General features: G+C 39.6%; 16 protein-coding genes. 2 read left to right on the forward strand and 14 right to left on the reverse strand.

The genetic code is table 11. The features are described 5' to 3' along the window. Positions 1–14 precede the first annotated feature (14 nt). The 5 genes from LNTAR_RS00405 to nadE form a co-directional block, all read right to left on the reverse strand. On the reverse strand, positions 15–1,370 hold the full coding sequence (locus tag LNTAR_RS00405; protein WP_040913975.1) for a sulfatase family protein: 1,356 nt from the start codon (positions 1,368–1,370) through the stop codon (positions 15–17). 257 nt (positions 1,371–1,627) lie between these two features. Next, positions 1,628–2,965: a sulfatase family protein gene (locus LNTAR_RS00410; protein ID WP_007276618.1), complete on the reverse strand. Its 1,338-nt coding sequence runs from the start codon at positions 2,963–2,965 to the stop codon at positions 1,628–1,630. Between the two features lie 10 nt (positions 2,966–2,975). Then, entirely contained in the window at positions 2,976–4,319 is a 1,344-nt protein-coding gene (locus LNTAR_RS00415) for a sulfatase family protein (protein ID WP_007276619.1), read from the reverse strand. A 172-nt stretch (positions 4,320–4,491) separates the two neighbouring features. Continuing rightward, entirely contained in the window at positions 4,492–8,058 is a 3,567-nt protein-coding gene (locus tag LNTAR_RS00420; RefSeq protein ID WP_007276620.1) for a 3-keto-alpha-glucoside-1,2-lyase-like domain-containing protein, read from the reverse strand. A gap of 156 nt (positions 8,059–8,214) precedes the next feature. Continuing rightward, positions 8,215–10,131: an NAD(+) synthase gene (gene nadE / locus LNTAR_RS00425; protein ID WP_007276621.1), complete on the reverse strand. Its 1,917-nt coding sequence runs from the start codon at positions 10,129–10,131 to the stop codon at positions 8,215–8,217. 100 nt (positions 10,132–10,231) lie between these two features. Between nadE and LNTAR_RS00430 the strand changes: the two genes are divergently transcribed. Then, on the forward strand, positions 10,232–10,531 hold the full coding sequence (locus LNTAR_RS00430) for a hypothetical protein (RefSeq protein WP_007276622.1): 300 nt from the start codon (positions 10,232–10,234) through the stop codon (positions 10,529–10,531). A 19-nt stretch (positions 10,532–10,550) separates the two neighbouring features. Here LNTAR_RS00430 and LNTAR_RS00435 read toward each other — a convergent pair whose 3' ends face one another. From LNTAR_RS00435 to xylA, 6 genes are all read right to left on the reverse strand, one after another. After that, a complete protein-coding gene (locus tag LNTAR_RS00435) occupies positions 10,551–11,402 on the reverse strand; it encodes an alpha/beta hydrolase (RefSeq protein ID WP_007276623.1) in 852 nt (283 codons plus the stop codon). A 50-nt stretch (positions 11,403–11,452) separates the two neighbouring features. After that, positions 11,453–13,198: an aminodeoxychorismate synthase component I gene (pabB, locus tag LNTAR_RS00440; RefSeq protein ID WP_007276624.1), complete on the reverse strand. Its 1,746-nt coding sequence runs from the start codon at positions 13,196–13,198 to the stop codon at positions 11,453–11,455. Continuing rightward, positions 13,191–13,853: a hypothetical protein gene (locus LNTAR_RS00445; protein WP_007276625.1), complete on the reverse strand. Its 663-nt coding sequence runs from the start codon at positions 13,851–13,853 to the stop codon at positions 13,191–13,193. The genes pabB and LNTAR_RS00445 overlap by 8 nt, the downstream gene beginning before the upstream one ends. A 72-nt stretch (positions 13,854–13,925) precedes the next feature. After that, on the reverse strand, positions 13,926–14,954 hold the full coding sequence (locus LNTAR_RS00450) for a serine/threonine-protein kinase (RefSeq protein ID WP_007276626.1): 1,029 nt from the start codon (positions 14,952–14,954) through the stop codon (positions 13,926–13,928). 136 nt (positions 14,955–15,090) lie between these two features. Next, positions 15,091–16,599 (reverse strand): xylulokinase, encoded by a 1,509-nt coding sequence (locus LNTAR_RS00455; RefSeq protein WP_007276627.1) that lies wholly within the window; start codon positions 16,597–16,599, stop codon positions 15,091–15,093. A gap of 3 nt (positions 16,600–16,602) precedes the next feature. Next, a complete protein-coding gene (gene xylA, locus LNTAR_RS00460; protein WP_007276628.1) occupies positions 16,603–17,913 on the reverse strand; it encodes a xylose isomerase in 1,311 nt (436 codons plus the stop codon). A 180-nt stretch (positions 17,914–18,093) separates the two neighbouring features. Here xylA and LNTAR_RS00465 point away from each other — a divergent pair, with 180 nt between their 5' ends. Beyond that, positions 18,094–19,125, forward strand: coding sequence for a LacI family DNA-binding transcriptional regulator (locus LNTAR_RS00465; RefSeq protein ID WP_007276629.1), 1,032 nt, complete (start codon positions 18,094–18,096; stop codon positions 19,123–19,125). Positions 19,126–19,127: 2 nt separating this feature from the next. Here the strand turns inward: LNTAR_RS00465 and LNTAR_RS00470 are convergent, their stop codons facing one another. From LNTAR_RS00470 to LNTAR_RS00480, 3 genes are read right to left on the reverse strand one after another with little or no spacing between them, the layout of a single operon-like run. Further along, positions 19,128–20,957 carry an O-antigen ligase family protein gene (locus LNTAR_RS00470; RefSeq protein ID WP_007276630.1) on the reverse strand — a complete coding sequence of 610 codons (1,830 nt, stop codon included), beginning with the start codon at positions 20,955–20,957 and terminating at the stop codon, positions 19,128–19,130. Then, positions 20,954–21,781 carry an undecaprenyl-diphosphate phosphatase gene (locus LNTAR_RS00475; protein WP_007276631.1) on the reverse strand — a complete coding sequence of 276 codons (828 nt, stop codon included), beginning with the start codon at positions 21,779–21,781 and terminating at the stop codon, positions 20,954–20,956. Before LNTAR_RS00475 ends, LNTAR_RS00470 begins: the two co-directional genes overlap by 4 nt. 15 nt (positions 21,782–21,796) lie before the next feature. Continuing rightward, positions 21,797–23,923: a polysaccharide biosynthesis tyrosine autokinase gene (locus LNTAR_RS00480; RefSeq protein WP_007276632.1), complete on the reverse strand. Its 2,127-nt coding sequence runs from the start codon at positions 23,921–23,923 to the stop codon at positions 21,797–21,799. Between the last annotated feature and the right edge of the window lie 235 nt (positions 23,924–24,158).

The following is a 24,158-nucleotide window of genomic DNA, read 5'->3' on the forward strand; positions in this document are numbered from 1 at the left end:
AAGCGATCACGCAACTACTTTCGAGTGACGAACGGCTTTCCTTGGGGGTCGGCTGTTTCTCTGAGACGCTTACGCATTTTCTTTAAGATCTCTTTGTACTCGGGATTTTTCGCAAAGTTTTGAAGTTGATCGGGGTCTTTTTGGAGATCGTGAAGGAATTCGAAACCTTCTTCCGGATAAGAGGCGTAGACATAGCGTTCAGCTCGAATTCCTTCCCAATTGGGAATCGTTTTATGCTTACTATAAAACTCGCCCATAAACTCTTTGCGCCATTCTACTTTTTCACCTTCTATAAGAGGCTTAAGGCTGCTGCCGTTATATTGTTTTGGTGTTGGCATGCCAGCATAATCAAGCATGGTGGCACCAAGGTCGATATTAAGAGCTATTTGACTAAGCTTTTGACCTTTTTGATTGCGACCGTCGAAAATAATAAGTGGTACGCGTAGTGATTGTTCATAATGAGTCCACTTACCTGCAAAGCCACGGTCACCGGCATAATAACCATTATCCGCTGTGTAAATAATTACGGTATTATCATTGAGGTTTTTCTCTTTTAAGGCATCAACAACTCGGCCCAGAGCAAAATCAATACCCGATGCCATGCGAAGGTAATTGCGCATATTGTGTTGGTATTTTTCCGGTGTATCCCAACGCCATTTATAACGGTCGTTATGCATAGAATTTTGCATGAATTTAGGCTGTGATTCAAAAATCTTTCTATCGTGAAGTTTTGGTAATGGCATAGTCATGTCGGTGTAGAGATGGGCTGCTGATTCCGGATAAGGAAAATGATCTTTCTTATCACTATCCTCTGCGTGAGTAGCATTGAAGTTCATGTTTACAAAAAAGGGCTTTTCTTCACTTTGTCTTTTAATGAAATCAATTGCGAGATCCGCAATGATGTCGGTCTCGTGCTTTAATGAACCATCGGGCATTTTTTTATGAAAGGGGTTTCTTCCCACTTGTTTGAACTCATCAAACATTTTCGCCTGTTGCTTTTTATCCAAACGAAAATGCGTCTTGCCAAAGTACGCCGTTTGATAGCCGGCTTTTTTTAGCCCCATGGGGTAGGAAGTCGCTATGTATTTTGGATTAATTAGACCGCCTTGGAAACGGTGCTTACGCATGTACATACCCGTAAGAATGGAAGCACGACTCACCCAGCAAGTGGCCGTAGTCACAAAAGCATTTTTAAAAAGCGTTCCTTGATCAGCAAGCTTATCAATATTGGGAGTCTGAATGATCGGGTGTCCCGTACAGCCGAGAAAATCATTGCGTTGATCATCTACCAAAAAGAAGACAATATTAGGTTTTTCAGCTGCGCTAATCGCAAGAGTCGTTAGACTCAAAAGGAGTAATAAATATTTCATAGGTCTCGCTCTAATTATTTCAAAATTTTTCATGATTTCCAATATCTTTTATAGCTTATAAATTAGTTAATACAGACCTTTTTAGATTGTGGGACAGCTTAAAAAAATAAAAATTGTTTATTTGTTCATGCAGCAGAGGCTGCATGCCAGTGTCGCTTGGGCTTCCAGCCCTAAGGGTGGAAGCTCGACCGAACCCAGTGTGGGGTGTGCCCCCACGAAACCAAAGTTCTTAATACTCAGAAGTAGTAAGAAAGCTTTTATTTAAACTCAGTAATAACCTTGCGCTTTGTTACCGGGTACCAATCATTGATCATTTTTGCAAGTTCCGCAACTTTCTCAGGGTGATCCTTAGCAATGTTGTTGTGCTCCGCAGGATCTTTTGAAAGATCAAAGAGTTGTGGACGTTTCTCAGTACGCGGATGAGTTGAGATATATTTGCTGACTTTGCCGTCGTAAGTGAGTAAAAGTTTGTAATTGCCTTTGATGACCCAGCGGTAAAGTAAAGTCTTTTCGTGGTCGCTGATGTCCACAATATCGTGAGCAAAGCCCTCACCGAAGATATGATCACGGGGGATTTCTTTTTTCTCAATCATGTAGGAATTGAGATCTAAGCCAGGGAGGTTCTTTGGCATGCGAGCGCCAGCCGCTGCAATAATAGTTGGGAAAATATCAAGGCTTGTACAGAGTTCTGGGCGATCCTGAGGCTTGAGCTTGTTTGGCCAAGAAAAGAAAATTGGTGTGCGCGTGCCACCTTCATAAGCCGTTTGTTTTGAGCGTTGGTCATATCTATTAGCTTTCTCCGGGTGTTGAATCCAGCCATTATCGCAAACATAAACAATGAGTGTGTTGTCTCTTACACCTTTATCTTCGAGGTGTTGAATGAGGTCTCCGCAAGCCTCGTCAAACCATTCACACATGGCGTAGTACTTCGCTACTGGTAATGGGAGGTCATACTTTTTATACTTGTCTAAAATGCGATTAGGTGGCGTGTGAGGAGTGTGCGGCATAAAAGGAGCGTACCAGAGGAAGAATGGCTTTTTCTTTTCAATGGCCATATCGACAAAATCAGTAACAGGCTTGTTACCTGTACGGCCAATTTTCAAACCATCATCACCGTGACGTCCGCCTTTTTGAGGATAACCGCGAGTCATGCCGTGAGTAAAGCCACCGCGCTTGTAGTTGCCTTCCCACCATTTACCACTCTGGTGACTGAGGTAGCCTTGCTCGCCGAGGAGCTTGGCTAAAGTATCGTGTTGGTCAACCTTAGAGATTAAAGATTCGCGCAAGTCCGGATCGTTTGGATTCTTGCTATCACCCTTAGGGTCATTGCCTGTAATACCGTGCTGGTGAACGTATTTTCCCGTTGCAAAAGTCATAAGGGAAGGGCGGCAAAGAGCGGTCGGCACGTAAGCACGTTTAAAGAGTACAGACTCCGATGCCAATTTGTCGAGATGAGGTGTTTTAATCTGCTCGTGTTCCATGAAGCTATAATCAGTCCAGGCCTGATCATCTGATAAAATTAGAAGGATATTGGGTTTGTCTGCGGCCTGCAAAGAAAAGAACAGGCATAAAAATAGTGATGCTACTAAGCGCATAAGTACTCCTTTATTTAATTGATTGTTTATTTGATTGATTGACTGGATGCCAAGATTGAATTTTTGATTTTAAATCAGCGACAATATCCGGGTATTGATCAGAAAGGTTATTGAGTTCCTGTGGATCCTTGGATAAATCATATAAGTGAATAGGAGTTTTGTCCCATTCATGAACTTTTTTATAATTTGTGGTGTCAAGCCCCTGATAGCGAATGATGAGTTTCCATTTGCCTTTAATGCACCACAAATACTGCAGAGTTTCATCCGGATCGTTAGGGTTCATATTGTGGATTGAATTTGTACAACCAAAAATGATGTCGCGTTCGGAGCGTTGTTTCTCGTCGAGGAGGTCTATACCGGGAAGGTTTGAAGGTGCCTTAGTGTTGATCACACTAGCCAGAGTTGGGAAGAGGTCGATGGCATGGGCAAAGTCATTGGACTTTTGCGGAGTGATTGTTCCGGGCCATGATATCATAATCGGAGTTCTTATACCATTTTCATAGGGTGAGCCCTTGGATTGAGCAGCATAAGCTTTTTTAATGGAGGCTTTATGATTTCCTTTGGGTACAGACTTAGCGACCCAGCCGTTATCACAGATATAGAAAACCAGGGTGTTTTTGTAAACATCTTTCTCTTTTAAAAATGAGATTATCTCACCACAAGTTTCGTCGAACCACTCACACATGGCGAAGTATTTGGCTTCATCTAATTTAGAGGTGAGTTTTCTATATTTTTCTAGTAAACGTTTGGGGGGAGTATGAGGGTCGTGTGGTAAAAAGGGAGCATACCAAAGAAAAAAGGGTTTATTTTCTTTCTTCGCTATATTAACAAAATCTTTGATGGGTTGAATACCTTGGCGACCAATTTCCAGGCCCAGATCACCATGTCGGCCACCTTTCTTGGGATTACCATGGGTCATGCCGTGGGTGAAGCCGCCATCTTTGTGGGAGCCTTCCCACCACTTCCCAGATTGGTGAGCTAAATAGCCTTGGCTCGTAAGCATTTTTATAAAACTGGGAAGTTGGTTAAATTTTTCCTGAACGGGTTTATCTAATTCAGCTCGCTTGTTTCTTCCATCTACATCATTGCCTGTAATACCGTGATCAAAAGGGTAAAGGCCTGTAACCATGGAAGCTAAAGATGGACGACACAGCGGAGATGCCACATAACCACGTTCAAAAACAATGGATTCCGAAGCCAACTTATCCAAATGAGGTGTCTTTATATGTTCATGCCCCATGAAGCCATAATCAGTCCAAGCCTGATCATCCGAAAGAATCAGTAGAATATTGGGTTTGTCGGCTGCATGTAAAGAAAAAATACTTATTATCGAAAGTAGTATTTTTAATTTCACTTATGACTCCTTAGTTATTGAAATGATTTTATTCTTCATAATTGTTGTGAACTGATTAAATCTTACAAAAGACTTTAACTTTATCACCTCGATTATATGAACTTCTTTGATGTAAAAAAACACTATTTACCTTTAGCAGCAAATAGTGTTTCGATAATTGATTCGTTCTAATTTAGAACTTCTTCAATTGAATATTTTTGAACCAAGCTTTCATGGGAACGCCGGCGTGAAGCTGCATGCCAATCATGCCTTTTTTGAGGGCTTCAGGATGATTGTCCGTAATATCAACCGTGACTTTACCGTTGATTTTGTGAATCATGCGATTGTCTTTGCAGATCACTTCATAAGTTTGCCATTGAGTCACATCAATCTGTTCTGGTGCGGTGGTTTTGCCCGTAACACGAACTTTTTGATTAGCGTCGATCTCAACTTTTTGACCGCGTCTAGCGATGATGCCGCGTTTGCCGAGACCCTCACCGTAAAGCATGGCTAAGAACTCAGGTTTTGGGTGCATATCACATTGATATCCACTGAGGCGGAAAATGCTTTGGTCTTTCCAGAAAGCGCGGTACATCATGCCTGAGTTATTACCTTCAAATTTGCCTTCAAACTTCAGGTGGAAGTCTTGGACATCACCTCCCTCCCAAACGAGGAATGAATTGGCTTTCAACTTATTGCCATGAGTGCTGCCGTAAATGACGCCATCTTCAACTTTCCACAGTTTAGAATCACCAGCCCAGCCAGTTAGGTCTTTGCCATTAAAGAGGCTCGTTGCGCCTTCTAGTGATGATGAGCCTTGGAAGTACTCATGGTCAGGGTTGCCAGCAGAGAAGATATAAGCAATGAGGTCGCTGAGTTCGTCGGGGTTGAGTGAGTAAATAAGTGCTGGAGGCATAGGAGATACGTGCCATTCTTTTTCACTCTTAATATCATTGACTTTGATTTCTGCAGTGTAATCAGCTGAGTAGGGGTTAGTCATGAGGTGGAGTAAACCATCTTCCTCTGTACCTTTACGGCCGACAACTTCTGATCCATCTTTCATTTTAAAGACTTTGCTGCCGTATTGGTCAGAGATCACTTTCGAAGGTTCGATGATATTTTCCATCATATCTTTAAGTGTGTAGCGACTTGATGAACCCGTGAGGTCAGGACCGATACCGCTTCCTGCACCAGCAAAACGGTGACAGCTCGCACAAGCAACTGCGTGGTAAAGGTTCTCGCCAGCTTTGAAGTTACGTCCTTTAAGATTGTCTATTACTGCAGCAACAGCCGATTCGACAGTCCAAATTTGACCCGGTCCTTTTGGTGGTGTGATGGCTCTTGGTTTAATGAGAGATTTACTAGAGATTTTATCATATTTAGCCTTTTTTGCGGGGTTCGCAATATTAGCGAGGGCTTCTTTACGTGAGTTCTCGATAAAGATAGCGAAACTATTGCCACCCTGCCAAGTTTTAGCTTTAGGGAACCAAGAGAAGTATGTTGCGTAGTCAGCGTCAGTCCAGCCATTTTTGATGGAGCGAAGTGAGAAAGCTAAGGAGACTTGTTGAGTATTGGGGCGGAACTGCTCAGTTCTTTTTGCAGCAGCTGCATAACGGTCATTACGCTGGAGGATTTCGTCTGAGAGAATCTTCTTTTGTTCCTCAGTGGCACTGACCATTTCGCGGACAGCGCGAGTAATGATATTGGGTGCATCGAGGTAAAGAAGAACTTGAACGAGTTCACGGTTTTCAAAGTTACTTTTTGAGGGGTAGTGAGCATTAAGATTTTTTATAACAGCTTGAGCATCAGCAGAACTTGGCTTCTCTAAACGTGTGAAGGCAAGTTGGTAAGAACGAATGGCAGCCAGTTTTTGATCATCACTTAGTTTAGCATAATCAAGTTGATTAAGTTTTTTGAGGATAAGTGATTGATCAGCCTTTTCGCCCATACGAGCTAAAGCACAAGCTCCTTCGATGATTGCCCAAGAGTTATTCTCTGAGCTCAATTTATTTTTCCAATCAGCTGTTTTTTGTCTCTCGATAGCGACACGAGCAGCATGGCGAATGAAACGATCTGAATTACTGAGGTAAGGCCAAGCCTTATCTGCAATAGCTTTTGAAGCAGGTAAGGTATGAAGTACCTCGAGTTTTTTGCGCACTAACATATCTTTGTTAAGTTGATGGGCTTGCACGGGCTTAGTAGATTCTTTGCCAGTGTAAGTCACTTTATAGAGTGCAGATGCCGTGCGGCGACCACCGACTGCAAAGTACATGTTACCATCCGTGTGAATGATCACATCAGTAAGCGGAAGGGGTTTGCCCGAAATAAATTGTTCTTTTGTCGCTGTATAAGTTGCACCTTCTTGTTTGAGGTGAATCGCGTACATCGTTCCGTAAGTCCAGTCATTGATGAAATAAGAGCGTTGGTACTTTTCGGGGAATTTTGCGCCAGTACCCATTACTGTACCTGTTGGGCTACCTGGACCGATATCAAGGGTTGTTGGAACCGTGTCGGTGTAATACTCAGGCCATTTACCTGAACCATGACGCCAACCGTAGTCTGCTCCAGATACAACGTGATTAACACGACATGGACGGTACCAAGGTGAACCGATATCGTATTCCATATCAGCATCATAAGTGAAGAGTTCGCCTTCTAAAGTGAAGCCGGCATCAAATTGGTTACGGAAGCCATGAGCAATGAGTTCGCGATCTTTACCGTCAGGAGAAACTTTAAGGATCAAGCCGCCAGGTGCTAAGCGCCCACGATTGTGACCACGGCCATCGGCCATACGAGGAAGGATGTGATCTTCACTCCAGTTTTTTGCCATGCGGTATTTATTGATATAATCAGGCTGGTCAGTGTTGTTACCACCAATGAGGTAGATGGATTTTTTATCAGGAGAAAGAACGGCACTGTGAATTCCGTGCTCGCCTCTAGTTTTAAATTGAATAAGGAATTCTTCTTTGTCGTATTGGTCATCACCATTTGTATCCGTAAGGCGATAGAGACCTTTTGGGTCTTTTTCATTATTGATAACATAAAGGCTACCAAAAGCATAGAGGACACCGTGAGCATGGCTGACTTTTACATTGAGTTTTTCGACCTGTGGCTTGTTTCCACCTAAAGTTATACGGAAAATGCCACCGTACTGGTCACAGGCAATGAGGCGACCTTTGTTGTCTGAGCATAGACCAACCCAAGAACCTTGCGTTTTACTATCTACAGTATAAATCTTTTCTGCTTTGAAACCTGGGAGAGTTGTCACAGCTTGTATCGTTGGTGATGGAGCCACTGCGGGCTGTTTATTCTTTTCAAAAATTTTACCCCAGGGCCCTTTTCCATATTGAGCCACTTCTGCGGCAGCAGTCCACTTACCTTTAGGTGCACGAGCTTGCCAGCTTTTGTCAGAAGAGTATTTTTTGCCATCGATATCCAGAGTAAAAATAAGCCCGCCCATGCTTCCTTCATTATTGGCCTGGATGAAGAATTTATTTTTACCTTTTTTAAGGTACTGCTTTAAACTCACTGTTTGCGGCTGATTCCATTCTTTTGAACTGGCAATTTTTTTATCATTGATGAATAAGGTAAAACCATTATCACAAGTGATCACCATCGAAGCTTTCTTTGGCTTATTAACTAAGTTGATCGTTTTCTGAAACTCGGCTTTTTCAGTTGTGATTTTACCTTGTTTCCAGACCCACATGGGCTCAGCTGCAAAAACAGTTGTACAGAAGAGTAGTGCCAATAAATACTTCATAGTCTAATTATCCTTATTAAATACATTAATGAATTATGCATCACTCTAAGGAGTAAAGGAAGTTTTATATATGAATTATTTTGCGAAAAATATAATAAAATCGGCAAATGGTATATTTTTATACGTTTTTTGTAACGGCAGTGTAATTTTAAAGTATTACAAGTATTCCTTTTCGATTTCCTGTAACTCGAGTTTGAAGCCACCAGAGAGGATGGGGAAGCGGCACCAGGTTTTTGGATCGAGGCTTTCGTCATCTAAATGGAAGGCGGGAGCATAACGTTCACGTTTCCATTGATTACGACTCCAAAGAGTGAAGAAACGTTGCAGGTAAGCAAGACAATCCTTGTCTGTATAGTTTTTGCGAAGTTCGCAAAAGATCTCTTTTGGGCTGAGGCGATCACGAATAGCAAGCTTTTGTATTTGATCGAGAACTTCATAGGGCATGAGGTCTTCTTCATCTTTTTGCTCTTCACCTGGAGGGCGAAGCTCGGCGGTGGGTTCCTGGGCATTGACGTAAGATAGTGCGGGTAACTTGCTGAGTCCGCAAAGTTCATTGATTTCTATTTCTCTCAGGTATTCACGTAAGAAAACTTTCCCTATACCAGCTAAAGGAGAAAGGCCACCACAGGTATCGCCATCCATGGTTGCATAACCCACAGCGGCTTCTGAGCGATTCGAAGTTGTGAGTAGTAAAGCGCCTTTCAGGTTAGCCATCATCCAAACACCTGGAGCACGCCCACGTGCTTGGATGTTTTGCATGGCGAGGTCATCGCTTTCCCAAGCTAGTTCACGGCCAAGGGCGTTTTGACTTAAGCCGCGATAAATTTCTAATACGGGTTCGATATTGAAAAAGTGATATTCAGCTCCAATTGACTTAGCTAATTCTTCTGCAGCGGTTTCAGTCACAGGGCCACTATTTGCCGAGGCTTGGTAGACACAGCTCAAGAGTAGCTTACAGAGGTCTTGGGCATTTTTAACACTGTCTGTACCAGGAATATAAAAGAGTTTAGCTTTTGTTTGTTCTAAGCTTAGTTCCACAATTAGGCGCTCACACATGTGGTACACAAGTGTGGCACAAGTAGCAGAGTCGACACCACCTGAGAGGGAAAGAATAAAGCCTTTGCTCCAACTCTTTCTCATGTAATCATAGAGTCCGAGGGTTTCGGCTAAGAGAAATTCTTCATGAGCTTCTAATTGTTTGGAAGCGGGAAAGTTGGAAACTTGATCTGATTTTACTTCTTGGAAATCATGTGAGAAATGAACGATGCAGGGAGAAGAAGTGTATTTCTCTTTTGCGGATACAGCAATATTAAATTTGTGGGTTCTGAAATCATCTAAATGAAGGCGTTCGGATTCATAGATTAGTTTATTTGGGTCAGAGTAAAAAACAGCGCCATCGTAAATAACTCGGCCAGCTTCATTGCCATTGAGGTTAGCATAAAGGTAGTGACAGTCGAAGTTTTTGGCACCATCAATGATCAGTTGTCGACGTAGATTTTGTTTTCCTAAAGCAAAGTGAGAAGCACTCGGGTTGAGGATAAGGTCGAGTTGAAGTTCGCTAAGGTGTGAGTCAAAGCGAGTCTCTTCCCAGGCATCTTGGCATATTTCAAAAGCAAAACGGAAGTTGTTTACTTGGAAAACACAGTCGCCGACAGGAACCATTTGGCCGGCAATATGAATCTTTTCGACATGACGATCGGGCCATGGTTCAAACCAACGTTTTTCATAATGTAGGCCATCATTAGCCAGGTGCTTTTTACAGTAAAAACCGATAATTTTTTCATTTGCGATGATCGCAACGGCATTATAAAGTTTTGATTTCACTTCGAGAGGAAGGCCAATGGCAATAATTTGATTTTTGCTATGAGGGAGTAATTCGAGAAGAAGTTCTTGGCTTCGTTCGCGCAAGTGAGGGCTTAAAAATACATCTTCACAACCGTAGGCCGTTAGAGACATTTCGGGAAAAAGAATAAAGTCACTCGAGGGGCATTCAGCAATGGCCGATTTAATTCTATTGAGATTGTTTTCCCAATCGAGTGGAGTTTGGTTTATGGTGATGGCAGAGAGCTGCATTTTTTAAGTTTTCCTTGGTGAATTTTGGCGAATATACACCTTTTTGAGCGGAAAGAACTCGTGGAGGTGTTAGCTTTTAAGAAAAATAAGGAAATTTATTATGGCAGTAGAGTTAAATTACTTAGAAGGTCGCAGACTTTGTGTGGTGTTTTGTAAGCTTGAGGAAGAAGATGAGAAGGGCAAGTGCACCAATATGGAAGAGCCCAAATTCCAAATTAAAACAATGCATGGTCGCGCCAACGTACTCAATAATCAGTACTTAGAATGTGTAACTTCTGAAGGCGGAAATTTTAAAATTCCTCCGAGTGCTTATGACAAAATTTTTCCGAGTGATGGGACCGATATTCTGAAAGATGCAGAATATTTTGTGATGGTAAAAGTTTCGGGAATGGACTTATAGTCTTTGTTGACCTAGCGTTTTAGGTAAGTGTTAAACTCTCTGGCGTATAGCCTTTACCTAAGAGCTGATAGTCAAAGAAATTTCTCACTTCTTTATCTAGAATGGGGTGAGTGAATTTATGCTCGTAGTTATTTAGGGTGATAAGCTTACAATCGACACCCAAGCCGATAGCTTTATTTAAGTACGCTAAAGATTGATTATAGGGAACAGCTTCGTCTTTGGTGCCATGTGCTAAGAGGATGGGACAAGTCTCCTTGTTGAGGTGCTCATAGGGACTTGCATCAAGTAAAAGTTCCGGTGCTTGCAAAGGATCTTGACCAATCAGTTGAATCACTGGAGAGTCGGGTAGTATATGACTCTTTAGTTCATGCTCTTCGTATTCAAGAATATCTAAGAGGGGTCTGAAATGAGAAGGTGGGCAATAGGCAAGAACGGCATTGATTCGAGAGTCGTTGGCAAGATGCAAGGCGAGGTGAGCCCCAGAAGAGGAACCCCAGATAGCTACTCTGTCTGTGTCAATGCCATATTTATCGGTTTGCTTAAGTGCATAGTTGAGAGCCGCTAAGCAATCGTCTTTTTGAGCTGGCCAAGGAGCCTGTTGACTAAAGCGGTAATTGATGGCGATGGCGACAAACTCCCCAGATTCTACATAGGGGATAAGGTGAGGGATTTGTAGGTCTTTATCGCCGTGGTGCCAAGCTCCACCATGTATATAGATAATGAGTGGGAGTTTTTTATCTTGTTGTTTGGGTTTGAGAAGGTGAAAGCTTTGACGGATGTCCTTTGAGTCTTCGGAATAAAATATATCATTATGAAATTCTATATTTTCAGGGATTTCTAAAAGTATTTCTGGGCGTTGATAAAGTTGCATTTCTTTCCTTGTTAATCACTACACTGAAAAATTATGATACCTGATTGAACTCAAGTCAAATTTTCAATTGATTTTACTTGTCCCCAGTTACGTACAGAGTTTCCTAGGAAAACTGACTGAGCATTCTTTAAGTCTTTAAGGCTTAGAGTTTTTTCAATGACATCTTCGTTTTCGGTGAGCACTTGTCTAGTAATGCTTGGAAGGATGCCAGATTTTAATTTGGGGATGACTTTTTGTCCTGCGTGGTCAATGATCATCAAAGCGCTAATTGAGCCTTCGCAAACTTGCCCCTTTTTGTTGAGTATGATGACTTCATCGTAATCATATTCTTGTGCAAATTTATAGGCTTTGTTATAAATATCGCGACGGTCAGTTTTGTGATAGATATAGGGGTTTTTGGAGTTTATAGAGTCTTCTTTATAAATGGCTACGCGTAAGTCCTGCCAAAAGGGTTGCTCGAGCTTTTGCTGAGTAATAGTTAAGTCACCGTTGATGTTAATGGAGACACGTATTTTGGCGTAATTGGTTTTATTAGCTGTAAGCTGAGTTTCCAGTTTAGATAATTCACTACGACAGTGATCGACATTAAAAGGTCTTAGTAACCATTGGCAGCTATGATCTAAGCGCTTCAGGTGTTTCTCTAAATGATTAAAGTTTCCTTTACGTGACCAGAGAAAGCTAGTGAATACTTCGTTGGGTGGCGGGGGAAAGTTCAAGAAAGAACTTTTTAGAAGACATTCATCCCATTCTGGACCAGAACCAGAGTCAGCAACAATGCCACTGCCGATTCCTAGAAGGGTTTTGTCTTTATGGCATTCAATGGTGCGAATGCAGACATTGAAGTCAAAATCGCCATTGGGTTGAAGGTGAAAAATAGAACCCGTGTAAATACCGCGGGGAGAACTTTCGAGTTCTTCAATAATTTCCATAGCACGTATTTTTGGTGCACCAGTAATGGAGCCTGGAGGGTAGGTGGCATCCAAAATATTATATAAACTTAGGGCGGGGTTCAATTGTCCTTCAACAGTGCCAGTCATTTGATGTAGTGAGGGGTAACGAGTGACTTGGAAGAGGTCTTTGGTTCTTACGTTTTGGCATATGCGGGATAAATCATTGCGCATGAGGTCAACAATCATGATGTTTTCCGCACGACCTTTAGGGCATTGACTCAGGTCTTTACGGCGTTTTTCATCTTGATCCCAACGGCCGGCTCGTTTAGAAGTGCCTTTCATTGGTTTTGTTTTTAGCGTATTGCCACGTCGACTCAAAAAAAGTTCGGGTGAGAGCGAAATGATTTGGAAATCATCGGTTTCAATATAAGCGGCGTAGGGGACGGGGTGGTTTTTAATGAGATGAAGGAAAAACTGCTCCGGAGAGTTATTGAGTTCTAGTTCACACCTGAAAGTGTAGTTAACTTGGTAAATATCCCCGTTTGTAATGTAGTTAAGTGATTTTTCAATGGAGTCACAGTACTCAGCTTTATCAATAGATGGCGCCACTGAAACTTTGTTGAGTTGTTCATTCGGAGTAGGGATTTCTTCTAATTGCTTTATGGAATCAAAAGTTAAGGCCATGGCCAAGGGAAGCTTATCATTTTCAATAATTCTGTGCTTCTCATCAAAAGCAATCGATGCTTCATAGGATAAAAAACCTAGAGTATGAAAGCCGTTGTGGGAGTTGCCTTCAAGTTGTGAGATGAAATCTTCAATATCCTCGGAACGTGTACAGCTATGTGTTTCTCTAATTTGATCAGAGTAAAAAAGTTTTCCTTCGTTAAGAAAATAAGCTTTAGTCATTTTTTCGTATAATGATATCGTCAATATACACGGGGATACTGCGTACGGGGTAGGTTAAAACACTAACTTGACCTTTTAAATCTAAATTTTGAAAGTTACCACTTATCATCCAGCTTTTTGGAGATGTACCTTCTTCATAAGCTACACATTGTAGTGTTGATGTCGATCCAACAGTTTTTAAATCTAATCGAATTTTGTACCAAGTATCTGGAAGCATTTTCATTTCTACTTCGTCATAAGTTATACCATTATAGATGATTCTAAGTTTACCCATTTGATCACCCGTTGGGTATAGATGAACTTTAAATCCGGCAATGCCACCACCACCGACACCTGCGGCCACGGTATTGTTCGCCGTAGATAAGTAAAAGAAACTGGCTTCAAGAGTATAATTACTTAGTTTTTCTGGACCAAATAAGAGGGCGTTTTCGGTATTGCCATTAAAGCGACTTGTGAGAGCATTGCGGTCTCCAAGTGGATCTAAAACATAATTACCAGAGAGAACAAAGAAACTATCTTTATAATCCTCGAGGTTTTTATGGTCAAAACTTTCAGAAAAAATAATGTCTTTATTATTGGAGTTTACAGATGATTTGTACATATTGCCACAGGAGGCAAACAACAAAGTGGTGAGCATTAAGAGAGTGATTTTCATGAAAGCGAGTTCCTTTTTCTAATTGGCGCTGAATTTATCACCATTGAGAGGAACATAAAATCACTTTAATACTTAAAGTGATGAAAAAGTATCAATTCTCATTGTTGCCGTTTTTGTGAACTTCTTATTGAAACTTGGACGTATGTTCATGTTTTCAACGCTACTTAAGGTCGTTTGAAGTAATTTAATCACCTCTGACCAAGTCTGAGGGCGTTCATCAATATCGTAAGCCATGATTTTGTGAACGGCTTTACGAACACTAGAGGGCAGACCTGGTTGAATTTGTCCGATGGGGATGGCGTCAGCTTCGAGTTTTTTTACTAAGACTTCCATGGCCTTATAATCATCATAAGGTGGAACGCCACTAAGGCAATGATAGAGTGTCGCACCGAGTGCGTAGATGTCGCAACGGTGGTCAAGCTCTTTTCCTGCTGCTTGCTCGGGACTCATAAAATGTGGGGATCCTAAAATCATGTCCTTTTGGGTTATATCACTAGGTTCTTCCAAGCACTTCGCAATGCCGAGATCAGTTAAGAAAGCTTGTTTAGCAGTTGGATCAATGAGGATATTGGATGGCTTGATATCACGATGGATAAGCAAGTTTTCTGCCCAGGCATACTGCATAGCAGAAGCAATTTGTAAACAATAAGTCAAAGATTCGGAAACCTCGAGAGGTCCACCAACTTGGATGAGGTTTTTACAGGTTTTTCCTGTGATCATATCCATGGCTAAGTAATAGTCATTATTAAATTTTCCAGCGTAAAATACATGGATGAAGTTTGGGTGGCGGTAACTGGATAGTAATTCTATTTCACGGCGGAAGCGCTGATGCTCTTCATGATCAAGCTTATCATGACGAATAATCTTAATGGCACTAATTCGGTTCATCAGTTCATGTTTAGCAGAATAAACCTCAGCAGTACTTCCCGAGCCAATCAGCGCATCTATTTTAAAGTCGCCGATATAAGTACCCGTTGCGTAATCGGGCGCTGGTGCATGAAAATCACATTTGCATTTTGGGCAGGTGATTTCAGCGCCACGTAAATGTTCGTTAATTGAGAGTTTAAGTCCACAGACGTGACAGTAAAATTTATAATCCATGAAATGGCCATTTAAAAAGGTTATCTATAATAATGATTTTGCATCAAAATAGACTTATTTTCAAGGGACAAAGGAAAAATAGAGTGTCATCAATACTCATAAAAGTATTGATGAGCATTGACTGTTTTATTTAGATTTACTTTAAAAGTTGGCCGTATTTAACAAGTTTTTGTTCGTAAGCTTCTTTGTTAGCTTCATTAGGTAAGAGTTGAGACTTTGCAGCGGTAAACATACTGTTTAGTTCGGACCATGCTTGCTTTGAAGAAGCGTTGGCGGCCCGCATGGCGGCGCCTAAGGCGGCAGAGTTACTGATTTCAATTCTTTCGACTTTAGCTTGGAAAACATCAGCAATCATTTGAGCGATAGCCGTGTTTTGCGAAGCACCGCCAGTCAAGCGGATCGTGCTAATAGATTTTGCGTGCTTGTTGGCATAATAACGAAGGTTTAAAATCTGACTTTCAATGAGTCCTACTAAAGCCTTTGTCGCTGTGAATTCAGCCAGTTTATCTGAATCAATTTGAGCGGGGCAATGTGGGTACATTTCATCAACGATAAAAGGGAGGTAGTTTTCTTCTAAACATGGAGTGTTTTCGGCAATTAAGTTTTCGCCTTCTTGCCAGTCTAAACCAGTAGCTTTTAAGGCTGCTTCTCGGCTAAGCGAACCATTTCTAAAACAAATGAGACTCATGTAGCCGCCAGCAGGATTGCCAAAAATGTGTCCAACACCTTTCGTATCTATAGCTTCATTACCAATTGCACCAAAGAAAGTATCCGATGTGCCCATGCTGATAACTACTGTCCCTGGATCTGTGGCACCACAACCAATAAGACTGTTAGGGTTATCGCCTGACGATAAACAAATGTCGCAATTAGCATTGAGTGAATATTTATCAACAAAGTAAGGGGAGACTTTGCCCGCCACACTTGCTGCAGGGGCAAGAGAGGGGAGTTTGTCTTTGAGATCGGGAGCACAGGCATCAAGTAAATCTTGATCCCATTGACCCGTAGATAAATTCATTAAGTTCATGCCAGCGCCATCTGAGGTGTCAATAGAGACTGATTTACCTGCAAAAATAGAAGCGCAGAAAGAACTTGCTAAATGGATGTGTTTTGTGTCCTTGTAGGCTTCTGGGGAGTTTTTGTAGAACTTTCTGATCTGAGAAGCTGTGAAGCGTTCGCAGTACAAAGAACCTGAAAGTTCCGTAACGGAGCCTTTTAAGTTATTTTGCATTTCTTTACATTCTTCACTGGTCGAGTTATCCATCCAGATAGGAACGATAGGGCGGCTGAAGCTTGGCGTGAGGCTTTTGCTAAGTTCGTCAGAAGCTTTTAACTCGGTCAAGATTTGAGTGAAATTATCCTTGAGGTAGACAGAGGCATGTTGATGGCCAGAAATTGAAATGGTTTCAATTTTAGGAGCATAGGCTTCTAGAGCCAACATCATTTTATCTATCGCCACTAAATAGAGCTGAGGATAAGAGTAGAACTCTTGGTTCTTGCCTCTAATAAAGCCATTCTCAGTTTCAAATTCTGGAAAGCTTTCAGCAAAATTTATAGATTCCTCATGGATTATTTTTCCTGCAGCACTATCGATGAGTACTGCAGAGAGGCTTTGTGTACTTAAATCAAGACCGAGACAAATCATCGTTTATCCGAGGTGAATATTGTAGATGTTTTCGTAGAGCTCTTGTTGACCAGAAATTTGCTTAGGCTCACCATTGCTTGCAGCTAAATTACGAAGGTCAGTTAGGCTGAGTTTGCCCGCTTCGAATTCAGAACCTTTTCCTGAATCAAATGAAGTGTAACGAGCTTGTTTCATTTTTGGGATATCACCAGCATTCATTTCCTCTGCAATGACAAGTGCTCTTGCGAATGCATCCATTGCTCCAACGTGACCATAGAAAATGTCTTCTAAATCGGTTGAATTACGACGTGTTTTTGCATCAAAGTTTAAGCCGCCTGGAGCAAGGCCACCCTGTTCAAGAACGATTCTCATGATGTCTACTGCACCATCAAGATTAGTTGGGAACTGGTCAGTGTCCCAGCCATTTTGGTGATCGCCACGGTTAGCATCGATTGAACCGAGCATGCCTGCATCAGAAGCTACTTGGATATCATGAGCAGGGTCGTGACCTGCGAGAGTGCCATGGTTAGGTTCATGATTAATTTTGAAATGATCTTCTAAGCCATGTTCACGAAGGAAGCCAATAACTGTTGCTGAATCAACGTCATACTGGTGTTTAGTCGGCTCCATTGGTTTTGGCTCAATAAGGAATTGGCCAGTGAAATCAATTTCTTTAGCATAGTTAACGCATTGGCGTAAGAATTCTGCAAAGTGAGCTTTTTCACGTTTCATGTTTGTGTTAAGAAGTGAATCATAACCTTCACGGCCACCCCAGAATACATAGTTTTCGCCACCGAGGAACTTAGTTGCGTCAATGGCTGCTTTTACTTGTGAGGCGCCATAACATACAACATCAAAATTAGGGTTAGTAGCTCCGCCATTCATGTAACGTGGGTTAGAGAAGAGGTTAGCTGTACCCCAAAGAAGCTTTACACCACTTTCATCTTGTTTATCTTTAGCGCGTTTCACTAAATCCCAAAGGTTTGCTTCTGATTCCTCGACAGAATTACCTTCTGGAGCCATGTCACGGTCATGGAAGCAGTAGTAAGGAACACCAAGCTTTGTGAAGAATTCAAAGGCCGCGTCCATTTTTTCATAGGCTTGTTCCATAGGGTTAGAGTTATTTAGCCATGGGAGTTGTTGTGGCCCAGGGCCGAAGGGGTCGGCACCAGTTCCGCAAAAAGTATGCCAGTAACAAACAGCAAAACGGAGGTGCTCTTTCATAGTTTTACCGGCAACGACTCTATTTTCGTCGTAGTAGCGGAAGGCGAGCGGGTTATGGCTAGAGGTGCCTTCGAATTGAATTTTTTCGATATTGGGGAAGTAAGTTTTCATAGTTTTTTCCTTTGTTTACATATTGTTAACTGATTCACAATAATACATAGAATTTAGGAAATCAACACCAGATGATAAAAATCATGTTAAATTATTTATGTTAACTATGTTAAATAGTGACTTGTAAAACAGTTTTGAGTTTATTAATTATGTTAAATAAAATTAAATGGTAGCAATAATATGAGTCAAAAAGTAAGTTTACAGGATGTGGCAAAAGTAGCTGGGGTTTCTGCCATGACAGTTTCACGAGTCATTAATAATCACCCACGCGTCTTACCCAAAACAGCCGAAAAAGTTCAAAAAGTCATTAAAGATTTAGGTTACACAGCAGTCCCCTCACTACGAAAAAGAGGAAGAAGAAGTCGAGCTCACACAGGAATTCATACAGGACAAATAGCTTTAGTACTTCTCGGCATGGAAGAGAGTTTTGCTAATAACCCAGTCATTGGTAAAACACTTCATGGTATTCGTAGTCATTTAGCATCAAACGATATATCAACTGTCTTAGTTCCTGTTCAAGATCAAAAGCAAATACCAGATATACTTGATAGACGAAGTATAGATGGAATGATTGTTACAGGTGAATTTCCTAAGGACTCATTCAAAGAATATTTTGAGAACATGCCTTTAGTGTATGTCTATTGTTTGAGTAATGAGATAGAGATGTCCTATGATCAAATTATGCCTGATAATAAAAAAGTAGCGGAACTCGCCGCTAAAAATTTTCTAGCAAGTGGCGTAAAACATTGTGCTTTCTTTGATCCTTCGCCGAACCACCCTGAGTTTAATATTCGTGGCCAAGAGTTTTTGAAGTTGATTCAAGAAGCAGGTGGAAAAGTTGATATGTATTTGGACAAAGATTTATCAGCTGCCCCGGAATCAGCTGAACAAGATGTGGATCGCTTAAAGTTCAAGAAAATGATTGATCGGTTTTTATCAGATAAAAATAGGGCTAAAGCAGTCTTCTTACCTTCGGATTCAGTTACGGCAATTTTTTACAGAGAATTAAGAAGTCAGGGCTATGACCCCAAAGACTATAAAATCATTTCTTGTAACCAAGAAAAACCCTACCTTGAAGGTCTCTATCCAAGGCCACAGTCAATTGATATCCAATCAAAAAAAATTGGTGTACGAGCAGCGGAGAGGTTGTTGGAGCGTTTGGGTGATAGTGAGTTAGGTACCGAAACTATTCTGGTTGACCCCAAGCTATAAGTTTATATTTCTCTCACAGCAGAAATCTCGAAATCAATTGGGGCATGTTCTAGAGAACGGATTCTCTCATATTCTTCTGCGGTAAGTTGAAGGACATCCATAGCTTCAGATTTATGCTGGTGTTTTTCCTTGTCTGTGAGTAATTTATAGTAAAATCCATAGGCTTTTTGAGCGTCGTCGTCACGACCAAGCTGATCTCTAATCATAAATAAAGTGTACCAACAATCTTTATTGATGGGGGCATAGTGAGCTGCTTTCCTGAAACATTTTTCTGCAAAATCCATACGGAAGAAGTCTTCAGGTTCTTCTTCCAATACTTTTAAGCCTAGAAAATACCATTGATGCCAGACCACAGGAGATTTAGATATTCTTTTACTTAAATCATCTGCGGATAATTGTGAACTCTCAATCACAGTATTTCTATTTTTTAGTTCATCTCCCAAATTAATCCAAATATAAACTGTACTTACTATAAGTATGACAGGAGTAAATAAAAAACATTTAGAAAGATATAATAATTTTTTAGAGTGATAGTGTTTTCTATAGATTTGACCTTTGTAAAGCATTAAGCCATAAAAAATGGCAATATGAAAAGCATATATCGGGATGTGAAAACCGTAGTCGTAACTAGCGTGACAGATAAATACAATGAGGCCTGTAGAGCAGAAGGACGCTATGTACTTACTAACTTTTTTCTTTCGTACGTTGTCTATTACTTTATTAAGGTAAATTCCATTTAAAAAGATAAGTAGAATAAAAAAGGGAATGCCAAATTCCTGTAAAATGTGAAAATAAGTGTTTTCAGAATGGTGAAACACTCCATTACTATATATATGTCCAGTATATGATGGAGAGATATTGCGATAGGAACCTGGTCCAGTACCGATGGGGAACTCTTTGACTATATTTGGTACTGTAGCAAAGAGTTTGTAACGTATATCTTGATTCAAATCTCTAGTATTTATTTCATCTTCGAGTTTCAAAGGTGTTAATGTAGAAAAAATTAGAACAATAAATAAAATAAAAAAAGTCTTTAAAGGTCCTGAATCTTTTCGTTTAAAAGTAAATAAATAAGATGTGACTATGGAAATGACGCCTAATAAACAAGCTCCCATTGAAGACGATAACATTATCCCAAAAATTAAAAGAGCGCTTGTTATTAAAGAAAGAAGTAGATATTTGTATTTTTTCCTTTCTAAACTTTTGAAGAAATGGCAAATCGGCAGGCCTAGTATAGCTGCACAATAAGCTCCAAAATGATTTGGGTTAACAAAAGATCCAAAACTTTTACCTGTTTGACTATCCCATGCCCACCAAATAAAACCGCCTGTGTTTCTGATTTCTTGTTGATATAAAACGGCAAATACGTTAATGATGGTCATGCTAACAATTGCATAACTTAAATATAGTTTATGGCGATGTTTAAGGTTTGCGCAGAGGTAAACTATAGGGAAAAGGTTGGTGACAAGTATGAAAATGCTTAAAGAATTGTTGAGGTTAAGTGTATTTGAAAAATTATATTCTAGCATTTTGAAAAATGCTAACTGACTTCCTTCTGTCAAAAGGCTTTCAGTAGAATAATAGTATATGGCCACTGCCTCGTTAAAATTGAAAAGAGGTAAGAAAAATAGACTTATTAAAATTAATGATAAACCAGAAGTAATAGCTAAAGGTAAATGACAAAGGCGTTTTTCTTTGAAGTTTATGTAATTATGGTATAAAGCTGTGGAATTCAAGGCAAAAGAACTAATAAATAAGCTCTCTATGATTAACCCACCGCCACATAAATGAATCATCAAGAGTACTGCTATGATGACTGATAAAGAAATCATTTAGCGTGCAGTATTAAGCCTAGTATTGCAACAAAAAAACAGTAGTAAGCAAAAAGTTCCATTTTCTGCTTTCTTATGAGAGCCATTAAAAACTTTATAGCAAAGTAGCCAGAAATTGCGGCACTCATCATAGCAACCAAATAATTTATTATTTCAGTTTGTTTAATGTTCTCGCTTAATAAATCTTTGATTTCTAGAATAGTAATACCCGCAATAACTGGGATAGACATTAAAAAAGAAAATTTAGCTGCGAGTTCAGATTTGATACCTAAAGCCTCCGCAAGAGAGATAGTTGTGCCTGAACGAGAAATCCCGGGTAAGATAGCAAAGGCTTGCCCTATACCAATAAGTAGGCTGTCTTTACTTGTCATGAAATCTTTTTTAGGTCTTTTTTTAGACCATTTTAAAGAAAGAAGTATGAAACCTGTGATTATTAAACATGTAAAAACTACGTACAAGTTATGGTAGAATTTCTCTAAATAATCTTTGAAGAAAAGACCTATAATTAGTGCAGGGACCATTGAGATTAGTATATAAATATTTAAGGAGCGATATTGTTCTTTTTCTGTTTTATTAGGCATTTTTTTAGCCCAATGTTTTGGAAGGTTTGGTAACTCTTTCAATAGTAAGAGTATGTCTTTGTAGAAGCATGAGCATACTGCAAGTAGTGTGCCAAAATGCACAAAGACTTCTAAAGCAATTCCGTCTTTTTTAAGTCCTAGTATGTCACCAAAAATAACTAAATGACCTGAACTTGAAACTGGAAGAAATTCTGTTAGACCTTGAACAAGGCCAATGATAAGCATATTGATAAAATCGTTCATATTTTGTTTTTGTTTTTAATATTCTTTTTTATAGTTATAGCCTTTATAGCCATACGTGTAACCGTAGCCATTGGGTGAGTGCACTGTTCCGGTGTATTTAGTATCTTGGCTTCTGAAACCATTGACAACAAATCCTAATAGCTTTTCCTTAGGCAGTCGTTTTACAGTTGCAGAAACATTTGGTGCTAAAGTTTTTCCTGCGCGAACAACAATGACAGTTGAGTCGGCTACTTCAGCAAGATGAACTGTATCGATAACGCGAATAGCGGGAGCTGAATCAATAATAATTAGGTCATATTTGTTTTTTAACTCAGAGAAGAGTTCTTTGATTTTTTTACCATCAATAAGCTCAGTAACATATTCATCCGATGTGCCTGCGGGTAAGTAATCCAAATCACCTACAGGTTTTTTGATAATATATTTTTCAATATTCATAGTGTCATTTTTTAAGTAATCCATTAAGCCTTCTTTAGATTTATTGGGGAATATTTTTCTAAGTGTTACACGTCTAAAATCACCATCTATTAATAGTACTTTCTTGTCAGTCCAAGAACTGCATAATGCGGTGTTTAATGAAGTGCAAGTTTTACCTTCGCTTGGACCGGAGGAAGTAAATAGAACTATTTTTCCATCCATATTTTTATCCATGAACAAACGTAAACTTCGATATGATTCAGCCAATACGGAACTTTTAGAAATTTCATTTAAAAAGAAAGGATTTTGCTTTGCGAACTTAGCAGGGAAGTGAGGGATTGTTGCAAGGCAAGGTAGGTGGTTTTCACGAGAAATGCGAGAGAAATTATATCGTTTTATTTTTAAGAAGAAGTTAAATAATATTAAGGCTGAACTGATTCCAAAACAAACAACAAATCCTTTAATTATATATTTAGATTGTTGGGGTGAAACTGGACCATCATATAGAAAAGGCTCTCGTAGCATGCGTGTAAAATATTTATCTCCGCCACTACTAGATATAGAAACTAAGGTTTCGTGTAAACTAGCTCTTAAATCATTTAGTCTTTGTTGTTTATTAACAAAACCTTCCAGGGTTGAAATGACATTAGCATTTTGCCCAAAAGTATCCTCTATTCGGTCAGCACGTAATAGATAATTTCTGTTTTGAGCCTCTAGTGTTTTTACTTTTCCTCTAAGTCCACTTAGTATGTTTTTTCTAAATACTTCTTGTTCAACTTCAATGATCTCCAATTCATCAGTAACAGCTATAACTTTTGGGTGAGACAATTTATATTTCTTTAACATGATTTTAAGTTGAGCTTCAATTCTGAATCTTGATAATTTATGGTCCTTCCATTGTTGAATATCTTGCTCGAGTCCTGTTTGCCCTATTGATAGACGGTTGTTGCCGTGTCCTACTATTTCTATTATCTGGTCAAACACTTCAGATGCTAGCGACGTTTCTTTGTCTAATCTTATAAGTTCAGGTTTTAGAATATCTAGTATGAATTGATTTTTATTGGCTTTTTCAAGTAAGTTAGAGATATATTTTTGATCAAATTCAGTTTTTGTTGAAACAAAAACAAAATTATGACGAGTTTTAAATTCAATAATTTCTTTTTCAACATCATCAATTTGTTTATCCAATGATTGAATTTTTTGTTCTAGCTGTTCTCTGCTTGCTTCAACCTCGCCACTGTTGGTGTTCACCCTAAGGTTTTCATATGCAGGAATCAATTGTTTGAGGTATTCAAGAGAAGCTTCTTTATTATGGGAATCTACAGATATATCTATTAAATCATACTGAGCACCTTTCACTGGGTTTAGATTTAGTTGGAATGATGTTAAGTTAATTTGTTTAAGTTTAGGGAATTTTTCCAATACAGAGTTTCTAATTGGGGTATTTAGTTTTGAGCTTCTAAGCATAAGCATATGCTTTTCCATCGGGTCCTCTTCCCAATAGTCATCTTTGATTCTTTCTGCAACTTGAATAGCTTGATTTTCAAAGATTTCGAAACGACATTCAGCGCGGTATTTCTTGGGTAAAGTCATACTATATGCCATCATGGCACCAGCGCCGATTAGGGATATAGGACTTATTATCCACCAATAATGAAGTAGAACTTTTAGATATTGAAGGAATTCAATATCCTGAGAAAATTCATTTTCATTAATTTGTTGATTCATATTGGCTCTCCCACAATGAAATAGAGCTCATAATTAATACACACAGTGTATTATTAGTACCCTCAGATTACACGATAAGCATAATGTAATGCTGTAAATGTTAATTACTGAATATTAAATCACTAAAAGTCTTAATTTTATTGAAAAAAATTTATTCTAGTTGAGTGGCAGAACGAAGATTTTTTAACATATATGATTAATTATTTGTCATGAGTATAAAATCTCTTTAAGCTTG

Source organism: Lentisphaera araneosa HTCC2155, from assembly GCF_000170755.1.
In the GTDB taxonomy this organism is placed as follows: Bacteria; Verrucomicrobiota; Lentisphaeria; order Lentisphaerales; family Lentisphaeraceae; genus Lentisphaera; species Lentisphaera araneosa.

What these genes read in the sequence shown, in the direction of transcription:
- nadE (WP_007276621.1), bottom strand. Translation starts at nt 10,131, where the DNA reads ATGCAGCTCTCTGCCATCACCATAAACCAAACTCCACTCGATTGGGAA.
- LNTAR_RS00445 (WP_007276625.1), bottom strand. Translation starts at nt 13,853, where the DNA reads ATGAAAATCACTCTCTTAATGCTCACCACTTTGTTGTTTGCCTCCTGT.
- LNTAR_RS00475 (WP_007276631.1), bottom strand. Translation starts at nt 21,781, where the DNA reads ATGAACGATTTTATCAATATGCTTATCATTGGCCTTGTTCAAGGTCTA.
- LNTAR_RS00465 (WP_007276629.1), top strand. Translation starts at nt 18,094, where the DNA reads ATGAGTCAAAAAGTAAGTTTACAGGATGTGGCAAAAGTAGCTGGGGTT.
- LNTAR_RS00410 (WP_007276618.1), bottom strand. Translation starts at nt 2,965, where the DNA reads ATGCGCTTAGTAGCATCACTATTTTTATGCCTGTTCTTTTCTTTGCAG.
- LNTAR_RS00435 (WP_007276623.1), bottom strand. Translation starts at nt 11,402, where the DNA reads ATGCAACTTTATCAACGCCCAGAAATACTTTTAGAAATCCCTGAAAAT.
- LNTAR_RS00450 (WP_007276626.1), bottom strand. Translation starts at nt 14,954, where the DNA reads ATGGATTATAAATTTTACTGTCACGTCTGTGGACTTAAACTCTCAATT.
- pabB (WP_007276624.1), bottom strand. Translation starts at nt 13,198, where the DNA reads ATGACTAAAGCTTATTTTCTTAACGAAGGAAAACTTTTTTACTCTGAT.
- xylA (WP_007276628.1), bottom strand. Translation starts at nt 17,913, where the DNA reads ATGAAAACTTACTTCCCCAATATCGAAAAAATTCAATTCGAAGGCACC.
- LNTAR_RS00470 (WP_007276630.1), bottom strand. Translation starts at nt 20,957, where the DNA reads ATGATTTCTTTATCAGTCATCATAGCAGTACTCTTGATGATTCATTTA.
- LNTAR_RS00405 (WP_040913975.1), bottom strand. Translation starts at nt 1,370, where the DNA reads ATGAAATATTTATTACTCCTTTTGAGTCTAACGACTCTTGCGATTAGC.
- LNTAR_RS00480 (WP_007276632.1), bottom strand. Translation starts at nt 23,923, where the DNA reads ATGAATCAACAAATTAATGAAAATGAATTTTCTCAGGATATTGAATTC.
- LNTAR_RS00455 (WP_007276627.1), bottom strand. Translation starts at nt 16,599, where the DNA reads ATGATTTGTCTCGGTCTTGATTTAAGTACACAAAGCCTCTCTGCAGTA.
- LNTAR_RS00420 (WP_007276620.1), bottom strand. Translation starts at nt 8,058, where the DNA reads ATGAAGTATTTATTGGCACTACTCTTCTGTACAACTGTTTTTGCAGCT.
- LNTAR_RS00430 (WP_007276622.1), top strand. Translation starts at nt 10,232, where the DNA reads ATGGCAGTAGAGTTAAATTACTTAGAAGGTCGCAGACTTTGTGTGGTG.